The organism is Sphaerotilus uruguayifluvii (genome assembly GCF_013294065.1).
In the GTDB taxonomy this organism is placed as follows: Bacteria; Pseudomonadota; Gammaproteobacteria; order Burkholderiales; family Burkholderiaceae_C; genus Sphaerotilus; species Sphaerotilus uruguayifluvii.
The window spans coordinates 225,657-242,799 of record NZ_JABSNM010000006.1; the positions used below are offsets into that span (position 1 = coordinate 225,657).

Sequence of the window (17,143 nt, forward strand, 5' to 3'; positions counted from 1 at the left end):
AGGGTATTCCGCTAGTCTACGATGAACCTGATCGACGCTCTGGATCTGGCCCCCGCTCCGGCGGTCGAAGGCGCTCTGCGCGAGGCGGTCGCGCCGGCGCACGAGCGTCATGCACGCGGCGCGCTGATCTTCCGCCCGGGTCGCTTCGTCACGCCCTTCCTGGTGGTCGACGGTGCGGTGCGCATCGATCACCCGACCGCCGACGACAGCACGGTGCTGCTCGCGCTGCCCGGCGACCTGCTGGGCCTGGAGCAGCTGCACGGGCGCCCGCAGTCGACCTTCGGCCGGGCGATCGTCGAGACGATCATCGCGCCGCTGGGCCCGATGCCGGACTCGGCCTGGCGCGAGCTGCTGGTCAACCGGCTGATCGTGCGCCAGGAGCATGCCGCCCAGCTCGGCCGCCTGCGCTATGGCCCGGCGCCGGAGCGCATCCGCGCGCTGCTGCTGCTGCTGGCCGGTCGGGCGACCTACGGGCCGCTGCGCTCGCTGCAGGCCCCGGTCGGCGCCGAGGACGACCGCATGAGCTGCGAGCTGCCGCGCCTGTCGGACATGGCCGCGCTGACCGACATCGCGCCCGAGACGGTCTCGCGGGTGATCTCGAGCATGCGCCGCACCGGCCTGATCAGCCGCGAGGCCGGCCGCCGGGTGCGGCTGAGCGCGCAGCTGGTCTATGTCGCCGGCGAGATGCCGCGTGGCATGACGCGCAGCCGCACCCGCGACGAGGCCTGATCCCCGGCGCCCGGGCAGCGCCATGCGGACAAAAAAAACCCGGTGGAGACGGATCCACCGGGAGTGAAGGTACCTGGATCATGTTCGCATGTTCCTGGAGGTACCGAGGAGACAACCAGTCGCACGTTCCCGGAGAGGAAGCGTGCCATCGGTAGATGGGTCCGCTCCAGGAAAGTTCAATGGCCGATGCGGTGAATTTTCCGGGCCGCCGGGTCCGGTCGGCTTGAGCTGGATCAGGCGGCGGCCGCGCGGCGGCGTGCCGGCCGTTCGTCGTGCTGCGGGCTCATGATCGCCTCGACCTGCGCGCCGGTGTGGTCCACCGCCTCGCGCGCGGCCTTCTGGACGATCTCCATCGCGCTGCTGGCGGCAGTGACCGCGGTGCGCACCACCTCGGCGGAATCGGCCGGATCGGCCGGCGCGTTCTTCACGGCGGTGTCGACCATCGCCAGGATGCGCTGCTGCGCCGCGGCGAGCTGGGCCTCGACCAGGCGGTTGACCTCGCGCTGTGTGCTGACGGCGATCTCGCAGAGCTCGCGGCTGTAGGCGCCGGCCTTCTCCGCGGCCGGCTGCACCAGCCCGGCCTGGGCCGAGGCCAGCGAGGCGGCATCGGACGCGGTCATCAGCGCGCGCGCCTGCACGGCGCCGTCACCGAGCGTCACCCGCACCATGCGCAGGTTCAGCTCGACCAGTTTCTCGATGCCTTCGAAGCTCTTGCGGGTCAGCTCGACGAGGGCGTCGAGGCCGGCCTTGTTCGCGGCAACCAGCTGCTCGGGGGTCAACATGGCAATGCGCTCCGTCAGGCCCGTCGCGGCGCATGTCCATGCGCCGAGGGACGGGCAAATGTGAATGGAGGGGGCGAGGGGGAAGGGCGCCGGCATGCTGCTGTGCAGCATCCTGCCGGATTGCGGCGCACTGTAGAGGCAGGCGCGCCGGATGACAAGTCGGACAACATGCCGTCATGACCCGCATCAGCCCGCGAGCGACACCCGGGCGTGACAGACCTGACAATCCGGCCCCATGCAAGCCTTCTATGCCGACCACTTCGTGCTGCCGCTGCCCGCCGGGCACCGCTTCCCGATGGAGAAGTACCGCCTGCTTCGCGACCGCATCGCCGCCGAGCTGCCGCAGGTGCGGCTGGCCGAGGCACTGCCCGCCAGCCGCGGCGAGCTGGCCCTGGCGCATGCGCCGGCCTACATCGACGGCATCTTCCACGGCACGCTGCCGGCCGCCGCGCAGCGCGAGATCGGATTTCCCTGGACGCCGATGATGGCCGAGCGCGCCCGGCGCTCGGTCGGCGCGACGATCCAGGCCGCCCGCGCGGCCTTCGCCGAGGGCATCGCCGCCAACCTCGCCGGTGGCACGCACCACGCCAGCGCGGACGCCGGCGGCGGCTACTGCGTCTTCAACGATCTGGCCGTGACCGCCCGGCTGATGCAGGCCGAGTGGCTGCGCCAGCATCCGCGCCAGCCGCTGCGGGTGGCGGTGGTCGACCTGGACGTGCACCAGGGCAACGGCACCGCGGCGATCTTCCGGGGCGACGCCAGCGTCTGGACGCTGTCGATGCACGGCGAGAAGAACTACCCTTTCCGCAAGGTGCCCTCCTGCCTCGACATCGACCTGCCCGACGGCTGCACCGACGCGCCCTACCTGGAGGCGCTCGACCGCGCGCTGGAGGCGATGTGGCAGGCGCACGGCGACACGCCGCCGGGCCTGGTGCTCTACCAGGCCGGTGCCGATCCGTTCGAGGGCGACCGGCTCGGTCGGCTGAAGATCAGCGCCGCCGGCCTGGCCGAGCGCGACCGCCGCGTCTTCACCGCCTGCCGCGAGCGCGGCATTCCGGTGGTGCTGACGATGGGCGGCGGCTACGGCCATGTGATCGCCGAGACGGTCGAGGTGCAGATGGGCACCTTTCGCGCCGCGCTCCAGGCCTGGGAGACCGGGCAAGCCGTCTGATCTGAGCCTTCCTCGGAACGGGCTTCGACCATTCCTGCAAACCCCAGTTGTCCATGATGCTGCGGTGCGTCAATGATGCATCCTGAGTTTTCCTCAATGAATCCAGGAAAGGACCGTTCCCGATGCTCACCGACGACGAACGCCGCGCCGCGGTCGACCAGGCCATCACCTCGCGCCGCTCGATCCGTGCCTTCCTGCCCGAGCCGGTGCCGCGCGAGACGATCGAGGCCATCCTGCAGGTGGCTGCGCGGGCTCCGTCGGGCACCAACACCCAGCCGTGGAAGGTGCATGTGCTGACCGGCGCGGCGCGCCAGCGCCTGTGCGAGCGGCTGCTGGCCGCGCACGACGACCCGCAGGCCAGCGGCCCGCACACCGAGGAATACGCTTACTACCCCTCGCAGTGGGTCTCGCCCTACATCGACCGCCGCCGCAAGGTCGGCTGGGATCTCTACGGTCTGCTCGACATCGCCAGGACCGACAAGGCGCGCATGCACGCACAGCACGGCCGCAACTACGCCTTCTTCGACGCGCCGGTCGGCCTGATCTTCACCATCGACCGGGTGATGGCGCAGGGCTCGTGGCTGGACTACGGCATGTTCCTCGAGAACATCATGATCGCCGCGCGCGGGCGCGGCCTCGACACCTGCGCGCAGGCCGCCTTCACGCCCTACCACCGCCTGATCGCCGAGGAGCTCGGCCTGGACGCGGGCGAGATGGTGGTCTGCGGCATGGCGCTGGGCCGGGCCGATCCGGACGCGATCGAGAACCGCCTGGTGACCGAGCGTGCGCCGGTGGCCGAGTTCACGCGCTTCCACGAATGAGACGCCGGGCATGAGGCGCCGGGCGCCGCGGCTCGGCAACAACACGTAGGGGACGAAGCCGATCGGACCGCAGGCGTGGAACCGTTACGATCGCGCGCCACCGCGACCTCGGATCCGATTCCACCATGCGCCCTCCGTCCCTGCCGCGCGGCGTCCCGCGCCTGCTCCTGTCCGTCCTGGCGGCCCTGCTGCCGGGCCTCTGCCATGCCGCCGAGATCGACGGCGCGGCGCTGTCCTCGGCCTGGGCGGTGCCCTTCGCCGGGCTGCTGCTTTCGATCGCGCTATGTCCGCTGATCGTGCCCTCGGTCTGGCATCACCACTACGGCAAGATCGCCGCGGGCTGGGCGCTGGCCTTCCTGCTGCCGTTCGCGGCGGTCTTCGGGCCGGGCCTGGCCGGCGTGACGCTGGTGCACGCGCTGGTGGCCGAGTACATCCCCTTCATCATCCTGCTGACGGCGCTCTACACCGTGGCCGGGGGCATCCACGTCCGCGGCAACTTCCACGGCAGCCCGGGCTTCAACGCGCTGCTGATGCTGATCGGCGCGGTGCTGGCGAGCGTCATGGGCACCACCGGCGCGTCGATGCTGATGATCCGCCCGCTGATCCGCGCCAACGACAACCGCCGCCACAACGCGCATGTCTTCGTCTTCTTCATCTTCATCGTCAGCAATGCCGGCGGCTCGCTGACGCCGCTGGGCGATCCGCCGCTCTTCCTGGGCTTCCTGAAGGGCGTGGACTTCTTCTGGACGCTGTCGCATGTCTTCGCGGAAACGCTGTTCCTGATCGGCGCGCTGCTGGCGATCTTCCTGGCCGTCGACACGGTGATCTACCGCCGCGAGGGCGTGACCCGCGCCGATCCGACGCCGGACGATCACCGCTTCGGCGTCGAGGGCGGCATCAACCTGGCGCTGCTGGGCGCGGTGGTCGCGCTGGTGCTGATGAGCGGCCTGTGGAAGCCGGGCGCCGGCCTGGACGTGGCCGGCGTGCATCTGGGCCTGGAGCAGCTCGCGCGCGATGCCGGCCTGCTGGTCGTGACGCTGCTGTCGGTGCAGCTGACGCCGCAGGCGGCGCGCCATGCCAACCAGTTCAACTGGGCGCCGATGCAGGAGGTGGCCAAGCTCTTCGCCGGCATCTTCCTGACGATCGCGCCGGTGCTGGCGATGCTCAAGGCGGGCGAGCAGGGCGCCTTCGCGGCCGTGGTGCGCGCCGTTACCGGGCCGGACGGCCAGCCGCTGCCGGTGATGTACTTCTGGGCCTCCGGCCTGCTGTCGTCCTTCCTGGACAACGCGCCGACCTACCTGGTCTTCTTCAACCTGGCCGGGGGCGATCCGCAGACCCTGATGACGACGCTGGCGCCGGTGCTGGCGGCGATCTCGGCCGGCTCGGTCTTCATGGGCGCCAACAGCTACATCGGCAACGCGCCCAACCTGATGGTCAAGGCGATCGCCGAAGATCGCGGCGTGAAGATGCCCAGCTTCTTCGGCTACATGGCCTGGAGCGTGGGCATTCTGGTGCCCCTGTTCGTGCTGATGTCCTTCATCTGGTTCCGCTGAGCGCATCACGCCGCATCACGCGGAGCCCGTCGTCCACGCCACACCGTCCACGCCATGAAGCAACGCCCAGCCCTGCTGATCACCCGCCGCGTCTTTCCCGAGGTCGTCGCGCGCCTGCGCGAGCATTTCGAGGTGCAGACCAACGAGGCCGACGCCGTCTGGAGCCGCGACGAGCTGATCGCGCGGCTGCAGGGCAAGGCCGGCGCCTTCGTCACCACCGCCGAGCCGATCGACGCGGCGCTGCTGGCGGCCTGCCCGGAGCTGCGCGCGGTCTGCTCGATGGCGGTGGGCTACAACAACATCGACGTGGCCGCCTGCCAGGCGCGCGGCGTGATGGTGACCCACGCGCCCGACGTGCTGACCGAGACCACCGCCGACTTCGGCTTCGCGCTGCTGCTGGCGGCCGCGCGCCGCGTCGGCGAGGCCGAGCGGCTGCTGCGCCGCGGCGAATGGACGAAATGGTCGGTCGACTTCATGGCCGGCGCCGACGTGCATGGCGCGACGCTGGGCATCCTCGGCATGGGCCGCATCGGCCAGGCCATCGCCCGACGCGGCGCGCTGGGCTTCGGCATGAAGGTGATCTACCACAACCGCTCGCGCCTGCCGCAGGACACCGAGGCCGCGCTGGGCGGGGCCGAGCGGGTCGAGCTCGACGCCCTGCTCGAGCGCAGCGACCACCTGATCATCGTCGTGCCCTACAGCCCGGCGACCCACCATGTGATCGGCGCGGCCCAGCTCGCGCGCATGAAGCGTGGCGCGGTGCTGGTCAACATCGCGCGCGGCGGCGTGGTGGACGACGCCGCGCTGGCGATGGCGCTGCGCTCGGGCCACATCGGCGCGGCCGGCCTGGACGTGTTCGAGGGCGAGCCGGCGGTGCACCCGGCGCTGCTGGACCTGCCCAACACCGTGCTCACGCCGCACATCGCCAGCGCCAGCGAGCCCACCCGCCGCGCGATGGCCAACCTGGCCGCCGACAACCTGATCGGCCTGCTGGCGACCGGTCAGGGCGCCATGACGCCGGTGCCGGAGATGCGCGGCTGAGGGCCGGCACGGTACAGGGCGGAGTCGCGCGGGGTCTGTGGCAAACTCCGCCGCCTCCCGCAACTGCCACGCCCTTGCGGCGTCCCCCGGTTTGGAACACGCCCAGAAGATCCTCCAGCAGATCGCCGCGGAACTGCAGGTCCGCCCGGCCCAGGTGCAGACGGCCATCGAGCTGCTCGACGGCGGCGCCACCGTCCCCTTCATCGCCCGCTACCGCAAGGAAGCCACCGGCGGCCTGGACGATGTCCAGCTGCGCGAGCTGGAAAGCCGCCTGGCCTACCTGCGCGAGCTGGAGAGCCGGCGCGACGCCATCCTCAAGAGCATCGACGAGCAGGGCAAGCTCACGCCCGAGCTGCGCGCCGCCGTGCTGGCCGCGCCGACCAAGCAGGAGCTGGAAGACCTCTACCTGCCCTACAAGCCCAGGCGTCGCACCAAGGGCATGATCGCCCGCGAGGCCGGCCTGGAGCCGCTGGCCGACAGGCTCTTCGCCGACCCGACGCTCGATCCCAAGGCCGAGGCGGCCGCCTTCATCAACGCCGAGGCCGGCTTCGCCGACGCGCTGGCGGTGCTCGACGGCGTGCGCGACCTCCTGAGCGAGCGCTGGGCCGAGGACGCCGCGCTGGTCGGCCTGCTGCGCGAATGGCTGTGGGGCGAGGGCCTGCTGCGCTCCAAGCTGCTCGACGGCAAGGACGCCAACCACCCCGACACCGCCAAGTTCCGCGACTACTTCGACTACGACGAGCCGATCGGCCGGGTGCCGTCGCACCGCGCGCTGGCGGTGTTCCGCGGGCGCACGCTCGATCTGCTCGACGTCAAGCTCGTCGTCGACGAGGAGGTCGTGCCGGGCCAGCCGACGATCGCCGAAGGGCGCATCGCGGTCCACCTGGGCTGGAGCCACGCCAAGCGCCCCAGCGACGACCTGATCCGCAAGACGATCGCCTGGACCTGGAAGGTCAAGCTGAGTCTGAGCCTGGAGCGCGACCTGTTCACCCGGCTGCGCGAGGCGGCCGAGGCGACCGCGATCAAGGTCTTCGGCGAGAACCTGCGCGACCTGCTGCTGGCCGCGCCGGCCGGCAAGCGGGTGGTGATGGGGCTGGACCCGGGCATCCGCACCGGCGTGAAGGTCGCGGTGGTGAGCGACACCGGCCGGGTGCTCGACACCTCGACCGTCTACCCGCACGAGCCGCGCCGTGACTGGGAAGGCGCGCTGCACACGCTGGCCAAGCTCTGCGCCGCGCACGGCGTGAACCTGATCGCCATCGGCAACGGCACCGCCAGCCGCGAGACCGACCGCCTGGCCGGCGACCTGATCAAGCGGCTGCAGCAGCTCGCGCCCGACCGTGCCATCGAGAAGGTGGTGGTGTCGGAGGCGGGCGCCTCGGTCTACTCGGCGTCGGAATTCGCGTCGAAGGAGCTGCCCGATCTGGATGTCAGCCTGCGCGGCGCGGTGTCGATCGCGCGGCGGCTGCAGGATCCGCTGGCCGAGCTGGTCAAGATCGACCCGAAGAGCATCGGCGTCGGCCAGTACCAGCACGACGTCAACCAGGGCGAGCTGGCGCGCACGCTCGACGCGGTGGTCGAGGACTGCGTGAACTCGGTCGGCGTGGACCTGAACACCGCGTCGGCGCCGCTCTTGTCGCGGGTGTCGGGCCTGAGCGCGTCGGTGGCGGCCAGCGTGGTGCGCTGGCGCGACGCCCACGGCGCCTTCAGCAACCGCCGCCAGCTGCTCGATGTCACCGGCCTGGGGCCGAAGACCTTCGAGCAGGCCGCCGGCTTCCTGCGCATCCGCGACGGCGACAACCCGCTCGACATCACCGGCGTGCACCCCGAGACCTATCCGGTGGTCGAGAAGATGCTCAAGGCGGTCAACCGCCCGATCGGCGAGCTGATGGGCCGCAGCGACGTGCTCAAAAGCCTGAAGCCCGAAGCCTTCGCCGACGAGAAGTTCGGCGCGATCACGGTGCGCGACATCCTGGCCGAGCTGGACAAGCCCGGGCGCGATCCGCGCCCCGACTTCAAGGTCGCGCGCTTCAACGACGGCGTCGAGGACATCAAGGACCTGAAGGAAGGCATGGTCCTGGAGGGCACGGTCAGCAACGTCGCGCAGTTCGGCGCCTTCGTCGACCTGGGCGTGCACCAGGACGGGCTGGTGCATGTCAGCCAGCTCTCCAACAAGTTCGTCAGCGACGCGCGCGAGGTGGTGCGCACCGGCGACATCGTCAAGGTGCGGGTGATCGAGGTCGACGTGGCGCGCAAGCGCATCTCGCTGACGATGAAGCTCGACGCGCCGGCCCAGAAGGGCGGCGGCGCCGAGCGGGGCGCCGACAACCGCTTCCGCCCGGCCGGTCGGGGCGAGCAGCCGCAGCGCGGCGGGCAGGGCGGTCGGGGGGCGCCGGCGCCCGCCTCGCAGAACGCGATGGCCGCCGCCTTCGCGAAGCTGAAGTCCGGGCGTTGATCGCGCGGGGATGCGCAGCCTCCGGGCAGGGCTTAGGATGAAAGATCCTCAACCTGCCTGGAGACCTCGAATGATGCGTTCCTCTCTTCCGAAGCTGATCGCCGTGGCGGCCGCCACCCTCGCGCTGGGCGGCTGCGCCGGCATGATGGGCCATGGCGGTCATGGCAGCCACGCAGGGCATGGCGACGGCCCGATGGCCATGGCCAAGCTCGAACCCACCCGCGGCAACGCCGTCAGCGGCATGGTGATGTTCCATGAGCACGGCGACCATGTGATGGTCCACGCCAAGGTCAGCGGCCTGAAGCCGGGCGCCGAGCACGGCTTCCATGTGCACGAGAAGGGCGACTGCTCCAGCGGCGACGGCATGGGCACCGGTGGCCACTTCAACCCGACCGCCAAGCCGCACGGCCCGCAGGACGCCGACCACCACGCCGGCGACATGCCCGCGCTGAAGGCCGACGCCAGCGGCAACGCCGACATCGTCTTCCACCTGAGCGGCGTCACGCTGAAGGACGGTCCGACCAGCCTGATCGGCAAGGGCCTGATCGTCCACGCCGGCCCGGACGACTACAAGACGCAGCCGACCGGCAACTCGGGCGCCCGCATCGCCTGCGGCGTGATCGCGCAGGGCGGGCACTGAGCGCAGGGGCTGGCGGATCGTGCCCGCGCTGAGAATCCTCGCCGGCCCGCGGGCCCGGGCGCATGTGGCGCGTCACGGCCTGCGCGCGACCGACATCCGGGCCGTTCCTGCCGCGGCGGGCGGCCCGAAGGGGCTGATCCTCAATCCGCTCGACCGCTTCCTGTTCGGCCACTGGCTGACCGGGCCGGGACCGAGCGTGCATCTGGCCGGGGCGAGCATCGGCGCGTGGCGGCTGGCCTGCGCCTGTCTGCCCGATGCGGATGCGGCGCTGGCGCGGCTGGCCGAGGACTACATCGCCGAGAGCTACGCGCCGCCGACCGGCGAGCGCCAGTCGGCGCACCACATCAGCCAGCGCTTTGCCCTGCTGCTCGAGGCGCAGCTCGGCGGGCGTCAGGCGGAGCTGCTGGCGCACCCGCGGCTGCGGCTGCATGTGCTGACCAGCCGCGGCCGCCACCTGCTGCGGCGCGAGCGACCCGGGATCACGCATGCGGGCTATCTGGCCGCCTTCGGCTGCAATCTGCTGCACCGGCGCGCGCTCGGGCTGTGGCTGGAGCGGGTGGTGTTCTCGGACCCGCGCGAGGCGCTGCCGCTGACGCTGTCCGACCTGCCCACGCGCCGGGTGGCGCTGACGCCGGCCAATCTGCAGCCGAGCATCATCGGCTCGGGCTCGATCCCGTTCTGGCTCGAGGCGGTGCACGACATCGAGGGCGCGCCGCGCGGCGCCTACTGGGACGGCGGCATCACCGACTACCACCTGCACTGGCCCTGGCAGCAGATCGCCGCGCAGCCGGACTCGGCCGGGCTGGTGCTCTATCCGCATTTCCAGTCGCGGCTGGTGCCGGGCTGGCTGGACAAGGCGCTGCGCTGGCGCCACCGGCCGACGCCGGCGCTGGACAATGTCATCGTGCTGGCGCCGAGCCTCGCCTGGATCGCGACGCTGCCCGGCGCGAAGCTGCCCGACCGGCAGGACTTCAAGGCCTGGCGCGACGATGTCGCCGGCCGCATGTGCGCCTGGCGCACCGCGGTGGGCGAAAGCCGGCGCCTGGCCGACGAGTTCGCGCAATGGCTCGACGACGGCTGCCCGGCCGACCGGGTCGAGGCGCTGGAATCCGACTCTCCCTGACACCCAGACATGCCCTTTCACCGCCTGACCCCGGCGATGCGCGACCTGCTGCAGCGCATCCGCCGCGCCAACCGCACGCCGATGCACCTGATGGACGCCGCCGACGCGCGCCGCCACTACGACGCCTCGGCCGAGATCCTGGACCTGCCGCGCGCGCCGCTGGCGCGGGTCGAGGACCTGCATGTTCCTGTGGCACCGGGCGTGGCACGTGCGGCGCGGCTCTATGCCGCGTCGACCGAGACCGGGCTGCCGGTGCTGCTCTACCTGCACGGCGGCGGCTTCACGGTGGGCAGCCTGGAGACGCACGACAGCCTGTGCCGCCAGATCGCGCTGCACAGCGGCGCGGCGGTGGTGGCGCTGGACTACCGGCTCGCGCCCGAGCACCGCTTTCCGACCGCGGTGGACGATGCCTGGGCCGGGCTGCAGTGGCTGGCCGGGCCGGGCGCGGCGGCGCTGGGTCTGGACGGCACCCGGCTGGCAGTCGGCGGCGACAGCGCCGGCGGCACGCTGGCGGCGGTGGTGGCGATCCTGGCGCGCGACGCCGGCCTGAAGCTCGCGCTGCAGGCGCTGATCACGCCGGGCACCACCGCCCACGCCGACACCGCCTCGCACGCGGTCTACGCCGAGGGCTTCCTGCTCGAGAAGGCCGGCATCGACTGGTTCTTCGACCAGTACATCGACCGCGCGCAGCGCAGCGACTGGCGCTTCGCGCCGCTGGAGGCGGACGATCTGGAGGGCGTGGCGCCGGCGTGGATCGGCCTGGCCGAGTGCGATCCGCTGGTCGACGAGGGCGTGGCCTACGGCGACCGGCTGCGGCTGGCGGGCGTGGCGGTCGATCTGGAGATCTGGCGCGGCGTCACGCACGACTTCATCAAGATGGGCCGGGCGATTCCCGAGGCACGGCGGGCGCAGCAGGCGCTGGGCGCGGCGCTGCGCCAGGCCTTCGCGGGCGGCTGAGCGCAGGCCGGACCGGGCGGGCTGGCGGGCTTGTCCCGGCGGCGACAGCCGATAGTGGTCATCCCTCACACGGCGCCGGCGCCGCGGCCCCACCATCCTTTCACTTCCAGACCGGCCCGACCGGCGACATGAAAGGAGACGACGAGATGGTCCGCAGCCCCGCTTCTTGCTCATCCGCTTCCTCTGTCCTTCCCGGAGGGGCCGCGCTGCTTGCGCTGGCCCTGCTCGCGCCCGGCGCGCATGCGCAGCAGGGCGAGACGGTGAAGATCGCCTGGATCGATCCGCTGTCGGGTCTGATGGCGCCGGTCGGACAGAACCAGGTCAACAGCTTCCGCTTCTTCGCCGAGAAGTTCAGCGGCGCGGGCAATCCGGCCGGCGTGAAGTTCGAGGTCGTGCCCTTCGACAACAAGCTCAGCCCGGCCGAGTCGCTCACGCAGCTCAAGGCCGCGATCGACCAGGGCATCCGCTACGTGACCCAGGGCAACGGCTCGGGCGCGGCGGCCGCGCTGATCGACGCGATCAACAAGCACAACGAGCGCAACCCCGGCAAGGAGGTCGTCTACCTGAACCACTCGGCGGTGGACCCCGACCTGACCAACGGCAAGTGCAGCTACTGGCACTTCCGCATGGACGCCGACACCTCCATGAAGATGGAGGCGCTGACCAGCTTCATGAAGGACCAGAAGGACATCCAGAAGGTCTTCCTGCTGAACCAGAACTACGCGCACGGCCACCAGGTCGCCAAGTACGCCAAGGAGATCCTGGGCCGCAAGCGCCCGGACGTGCAGTTCGTCGGCGAGGACCTGCACCCGCTGGCGCAGGTGCGCGACTTCGCGCCGTACGTGGCCAAGATCAAGGCCAGCGGCGCCGACACCGTCATCACCGGCAACTGGGGCTCGGACCTGTCGCTGCTGCTGAAGGCCGCCAACGAGGCGGGCCTGACGGCGAAGTTCTACACCTACTACACCGGCGTGACCGGCACGCCCACCGCGCTGGGCGGGCAGGGCGACGGCCGCGTCTTCCAGGTCTCCTACAACCACTATCACCTGCCGGGCCAGATGATGAAGTGGCGCGACGAGTTCCAGAAGAAGTTCAACGCCGACTTCTACACCGGCAGCGTCATCCACATCTACACGCTGCTCGGCGAGGCGATGGCCAAGGCGAAGTCGACCGACCCGGTGAAGGTGGCCGCGGCGCTGGAGGGGCTGAAGACGAAGAGCTTCAACGGCGAGGTCGAGATGCGCCGCACCGACCACCAGCTGCAGCAGACGCTCTTCGTCACCCGCTGGCAGAAGGCCGACGCGAAGTTCCCGTACTCGCCGGAGAACACCGGCTACACGCTCGCGCCGGTGGCCACCTACGAGGCCTACGTGGCCAGCACGCCGACCTCGTGCCAGATGAAGCGGCCGGGGTGAAGGCCGGCGGTGCCCGGCGTGGATCCCCGCCTGCGCGGGGATGACGGAGCAGGGCGCCGTCACACGAAGGATGCCGTCACCCTCGCGAAGGCGAGGGCCCACGCCGCGCCTGCGCGATGATCCCTGGCACGCAACACCCCCTCGCACCGTGGACCCAACGTGGACCAGATCCTCATCAACCTCCTGAACGGCCTGAGCTCCGGCCTGCTGCTGTTCATGCTCAGCTCGGGCCTGACGCTGATCTTCAGCATGATGGGCGTGCTGAACTTCGCCCACGCCAGCTTCTACATGCTGGGCGCCTACATCGCCTTCATGATCTCCGGCGCGGTCGGCTTCTGGCCGGCGCTGGTGCTCGCGCCGCTGGCGGTGGGCGGGCTGGGCGCGCTGTTCGAGCGCGGCGTGCTGCGCCGGGTGCACCATCACGGTCATGTGCCCGAGCTGCTGATCACCTTCGGGCTGTCCTACGTGATCCTGGAGCTGGTGCAGCTGGTGTGGGGCCGCAGCTCGGTGCCGTTCGCGCCGCCGCAGCAGCTGCAGGGGCCGGCCTTCACGCTGGTGCAGTCCTCGCGCGACGGGCTCTCGCTGGTCTGGGGCGCCGCGCCCGAGGCGATGTGCCGCGCCGCCGAGGGCGTGCAGGTGGCCTGCTCGCGCTTTCCGCTGACGCGCGCCTTCATGATGGCGGTGGCGCTGCTGATGCTCGTGGCGCTGTGGCTGCTGCTGACGCGCACCCGCATCGGCCTGGTGATCCAGGCCGCGCTGACGCATCCGGAGATGGCCGAGGCGCTCGGCCACGACGTGCCGCGGGTGTTCATGCTGGTCTTCGGCAGCGGCTGCGCGCTCGCCGGCCTGGCCGGGGTGATCGGCGGCATCACCTTCGTCACCGAGCCGTCGATGGCGGCGGTGGTCGGCTCGATCATCTTCGTGGTGGTGGTGGTCGGCGGCATCGGCTCGCTGGCCGGCGCCTTTGCCGGCTCCATCCTGGTCGGGCTGCTGCAGACGCTGCCGCTGACCATCGACGCCTCGCTGGCGACGCTGCTGAACCGGCTGCTGGGCGCGGGCATCGGCCCGGACTCGCCCGGCTGGCCGCTGCTGCGCATCACGCTGGCGCAGGCCGCGCCGATCCTGCCCTATCTGCTGCTGGTGCTGATGCTGATCCTGCGCCCGCGCGGCCTGCTCGGCACCCGGGAGAGCTGACATCATGGCCGTCGTGTCCCTGCCTCGCACCCGTTCCTCCGACCGCCCGGCCCGTCCGTCGGCGAGCCCCTCGCGCCCGCCGCGCAGCTTCCGCTTCCGGCCCTGGAACCTCGGCCGCTGGCTGACCTGGGGCGGCTTCGCGCTGGTGCTGCTGCTCGCGCCGCTGCTGTGGCGCAGCAGCTTCGCGCTGACGATGCTGTCGCAGATGGGCATCGCGATCATCGTCTGCCTGTCCTACAACCTGCTGCTCGGCCAGGGCGGCATGCTCAGCTTCGGCCACGCGGTCTACAGCGGCCTGGGCGCCTACGCGGCCATCCACACGCTCAACCAGGTCGGCGCCGGCACCCTGGCGCTGCCGGTCAGCCTGGTGCCGCTGGTGGGCGGGCTCGGCGGCCTGGCCTGCGCGGCGCTGTTCGGGCTGGCCAGCACCCGCAAGTCCGGCACCACCTTCGCGATGATCACGCTGGGGCTGGGCGAGCTGGTGTGGTCGATGTCGCTGATGCTGCCGGAGTTCTTCGGCGGCGAGGGCGGCATCTCGTCGAACCGCGTCGTCGGCGCGCCGGTGCTGGGCATCACCTTCGGGCCGCAGATCCAGCTCTACTACCTGATCGCGCTGTACTGCTTCGTCTGCACCGCGCTGATGTTCGCCTTCACCCGCACGCCGCTGGGGCGCATGCTCAACGCGGTGCGCGACAACGCCGAGCGGGTCGAGTTCGTCGGCTACAGCGCGCGCCACATCCGCTGGCTGGCCTTCATGGTCGCGGGCTTCTTCGCCGGCGTCGGCGGCGGCCTGGGCGCGCTGAACTTCGAGATCGTCACCGCCGAGGTGGTCAGCGCGCACCGCTCCGGCGCCTACCTGCTGTTCGTCTTTCTCGGCGGCGCGACCTTCTTCTTCGGGCCGATCCTGGGCGCGGTGCTGATGGTGATCGCGCTGGTGCTGCTGTCCGAATGGACCCGCGCCTGGCTGCTCTACCTCGGGCTGGTCTTCATGTTCATGGTCACGAGCGCGCCCGGCGGTCTGGCCAGCCTGATCATGATGAACCTGCGGGTGGCGGCCTTCGGGCGGCTCCGGCCGCTGCGTGCCGCCTGGATCGGCCTGGCCGGCACCGCGCTGGCGGCGCTGGCGGGGCTGGCGGGGCTGGCCGCGATGATCGAGATGCTCTACCACCGCCAGCTCGACGCGGCGATGGGCAGCGAGCTGCGCTTTCTCGGCCTGACGCTCGACAGCGCCTCGCCGGACGCCTGGACCGGCGCCGTGCTGGTGCTGCTGACCGGCGCGGGCCTGTTCGAGCTGGCGCGGCGCCAGTTCCGCCGCCAGTGGGACGAGACGCAGGAAGCGATCGAGAAGGACATCCGCCGCCGGGAGACCGCGACATGAGCGACACGAGCGACACGCCCCGGCACGCCCCGGCCACGGGCTTCGCCCTCGAGATCGAGGACCTTCGCAAGTCCTTCGGGCGCACCGAGATCATCCGCGGCGCGCGGCTGCAGGTGCGTCCGGGCGAGCGGGTGGCGATCATCGGCCCCAACGGCGCCGGCAAGTCGACGCTGTTCAACCTGATCAGCGGCCGGCTGGCGCCCTCGGCCGGGCAGATCCGCCTGTTCGGCGAGCGCATCGACGGCCGCGCGCCGCACGAGATCAACCGCCGCGGCCTGGCGCGCAGCTTCCAGGTCAGCAACCTGTTCCCGAAGCTGAGCGTGTTCGAGAACCTGCGCTGCGCGATGCTCTGGAGCGAGGGCCACCGCTACGCCTTCTGGAAGTTCCTCGCCGACCTGGGCGGCACCAATGCACGCGCCGAGGCGCTGCTGGCGCGCCTGGGCCTGGAGCGCCGCCGCGACGTGCTGGCGATGAACCTGACCTACGCCGAGCAGCGCGCGCTCGAGATCGGCCTGACGATCGCCGGCGGCGCGCGCGTGATCCTGCTCGACGAGCCGACCGCCGGCATGAGCCGCAGCGAGACCGCGCGCTTCATCGGCCTGATCCGCGAGGTCACCGAAGGCCGCACGCTGCTGACCGTCGAGCACGACATGGGCGTGGTCTTCGGCCTGGCCGACCGCATCGCGGTGCTGGTCTACGGCGAGGTCATCGCCTTCGACACGCCCGAGCGCGTGCGCGCCGACCCGCGGGTGCAGGAAGCCTACCTCGGCTCCGTGCTCGCCCAGGGCCACTGACCACCTGCCGTCATTCCCGCGAAGGCGGGAACCCACCCCCCGCTCATCCCCCCATGCTGGAAATCGACAACCTCCACGCCTACTACGGCAAGAGCCACGTCCTGCACGGCGTGACGATGCGCATCGCGCCCGGCGAGATCGTCGCGCTGCTCGGGCGCAACGGCTCGGGGCGCTCCACCACCGTCAAGGCCGTCATGGGCCTGGTCGAGGGTAGCGGCTCGGTGCGCTGGGGCGGCCGCGAGCTGCTCGGGCTGAAGGCGCACCAGATCGCGCACCACGGCCTGGGCTACGTGCCCGAGAGCCGCGACATCTTCCCCCGGCTCACCGTGCACCAGAACCTGCTGCTCGGCCAGAAGAAGGCCGGCGGCACGCCCGGCGTGCGCTGGCAGCTCGACGACATGTACGCGATGTTCCCGCGGCTGAAGGAGCGCCAGCACACCGAGGCCGGCGTGCTCTCCGGCGGCGAGCAGCAGATGCTGACGCTGTGCCGCACGCTGATGGGCGACCCCGACCTGATCATGATCGACGAGCCCACCGAGGGCCTGGCGCCCAAGATCGTCGAACTGGTGGCCGACTACCTGCGCGAACTGCAGCGCCGCGGCGTCGCGGTGCTGCTGGTCGAGCAGAAGCTCACCATCGCGCTGGAAGTCTCGCAGCGCTGCCTGCTGATGGGCCACGGCTGCATCGTCTTCGAGGGCACGCCGGCGGAGCTGCGCGCCAATGCGGGGGTGAGGCGGGAGTGGCTGGAGGTGTGACGGAATACGATGGTTTTCCAATCAAACAATGGAAATTTTCCATGTATTCTCGTCAAATTCAACTGCACGAAATTCTTCATCAGACGGAAGGAATCCTGTTTGAATTGGATTCAGCGCAAACGGGTTATGAATTACAGCAGATTGCTGTGAATTTCCAATTGCGCCGCAGCCATTGAAATCGACAGCCCATATTGCGCTTATCATTTGATGCGAAGTATCAAGAAATGAGTGCAGCGGAACGGCTCTGTTGCACAAAGCGAGCGTCCGAGCGCTCGTAGACTGACGCGGTGAGCGAAGCCAAGAAGAAGCGGACGAAGTACCGCACGACGAACTGG

The 17,143-nt window shown here is 70.7% G+C and carries 16 protein-coding genes; 15 read left to right on the forward strand and 1 reads right to left on the reverse strand.

Translation table 11 applies throughout. The features are described from left to right. The first annotated feature begins 21 nt into the window (after positions 1-21). Entirely contained in the window at positions 22-729 is a 708-nt protein-coding gene (locus tag HNQ01_RS09155; RefSeq protein WP_173805063.1) for a Crp/Fnr family transcriptional regulator, read from the forward strand. Between the two features lie 233 nt (positions 730-962). On the opposite strand, the gene HNQ01_RS09160 is transcribed toward HNQ01_RS09155, so the two are convergent. After that, positions 963-1,511: a phasin family protein gene (locus HNQ01_RS09160; protein ID WP_173805064.1), complete on the reverse strand. Its 549-nt coding sequence runs from the start codon at positions 1,509-1,511 to the stop codon at positions 963-965. Between the two features lie 235 nt (positions 1,512-1,746). Between HNQ01_RS09160 and HNQ01_RS09165 the strand changes: the two genes are divergently transcribed. From HNQ01_RS09165 to HNQ01_RS22390, 14 genes are all read left to right on the forward strand, one after another. Further along, positions 1,747-2,682 carry a histone deacetylase family protein gene (locus tag HNQ01_RS09165; protein WP_173805065.1) on the forward strand — a complete coding sequence of 312 codons (936 nt, stop codon included), beginning with the start codon at positions 1,747-1,749 and terminating at the stop codon, positions 2,680-2,682. A 122-nt stretch (positions 2,683-2,804) separates the two neighbouring features. Next, a complete protein-coding gene (locus HNQ01_RS09170) occupies positions 2,805-3,503 on the forward strand; it encodes a nitroreductase (protein ID WP_173805066.1) in 699 nt (232 codons plus the stop codon). A gap of 125 nt (positions 3,504-3,628) precedes the next feature. Then, positions 3,629-5,056, forward strand: a complete 1,428-nt coding sequence (locus HNQ01_RS09175; RefSeq protein WP_173805067.1) for a sodium:proton antiporter — start codon at positions 3,629-3,631, stop codon at positions 5,054-5,056. Between the two features lie 54 nt (positions 5,057-5,110). Continuing rightward, complete coding sequence (locus HNQ01_RS09180) at positions 5,111-6,097, forward strand: 2-hydroxyacid dehydrogenase (RefSeq protein ID WP_173805068.1); 987 nt, start codon at positions 5,111-5,113, stop codon at positions 6,095-6,097. Positions 6,098-6,188: 91 nt separating this feature from the next. Next, positions 6,189-8,552: a Tex family protein gene (locus HNQ01_RS09185; RefSeq protein WP_217427464.1), complete on the forward strand. Its 2,364-nt coding sequence runs from the start codon at positions 6,189-6,191 to the stop codon at positions 8,550-8,552. A gap of 73 nt (positions 8,553-8,625) precedes the next feature. Then, positions 8,626-9,192, forward strand: coding sequence for a superoxide dismutase family protein (locus tag HNQ01_RS09190; protein WP_434801493.1), 567 nt, complete (start codon positions 8,626-8,628; stop codon positions 9,190-9,192). 19 nt (positions 9,193-9,211) lie between these two features. After that, a complete protein-coding gene (locus tag HNQ01_RS09195) occupies positions 9,212-10,315 on the forward strand; it encodes a patatin-like phospholipase family protein (RefSeq protein WP_173805070.1) in 1,104 nt (367 codons plus the stop codon). 9 nt (positions 10,316-10,324) lie between these two features. Next, entirely contained in the window at positions 10,325-11,272 is a 948-nt protein-coding gene (locus tag HNQ01_RS09200) for an alpha/beta hydrolase (RefSeq protein ID WP_286180625.1), read from the forward strand. Positions 11,273-11,418: 146 nt separating this feature from the next. Further along, entirely contained in the window at positions 11,419-12,687 is a 1,269-nt protein-coding gene (locus HNQ01_RS09205; protein ID WP_173805071.1) for a branched-chain amino acid ABC transporter substrate-binding protein, read from the forward strand. 216 nt (positions 12,688-12,903) lie between these two features. Continuing rightward, positions 12,904-13,881: a branched-chain amino acid ABC transporter permease gene (locus HNQ01_RS09210; RefSeq protein ID WP_217427475.1), complete on the forward strand. Its 978-nt coding sequence runs from the start codon at positions 12,904-12,906 to the stop codon at positions 13,879-13,881. A 1-nt stretch (position 13,882) separates the two neighbouring features. Beyond that, entirely contained in the window at positions 13,883-15,259 is a 1,377-nt protein-coding gene (locus tag HNQ01_RS09215) for a branched-chain amino acid ABC transporter permease (protein ID WP_434801495.1), read from the forward strand. Continuing rightward, positions 15,256-16,053 (forward strand): ABC transporter ATP-binding protein, encoded by a 798-nt coding sequence (locus tag HNQ01_RS09220; protein ID WP_173805074.1) that lies wholly within the window; start codon positions 15,256-15,258, stop codon positions 16,051-16,053. Before HNQ01_RS09215 ends, HNQ01_RS09220 begins: the two co-directional genes overlap by 4 nt. Before the next feature lie 53 nt (positions 16,054-16,106). Next, complete coding sequence (locus tag HNQ01_RS09225) at positions 16,107-16,808, forward strand: ABC transporter ATP-binding protein (protein WP_173805075.1); 702 nt, start codon at positions 16,107-16,109, stop codon at positions 16,806-16,808. A 41-nt stretch (positions 16,809-16,849) separates the two neighbouring features. Further along, complete coding sequence (locus HNQ01_RS22390; RefSeq protein WP_286180626.1) at positions 16,850-16,984, forward strand: hypothetical protein; 135 nt, start codon at positions 16,850-16,852, stop codon at positions 16,982-16,984. Positions 16,985-17,143: the final 159 nt, after the last annotated feature.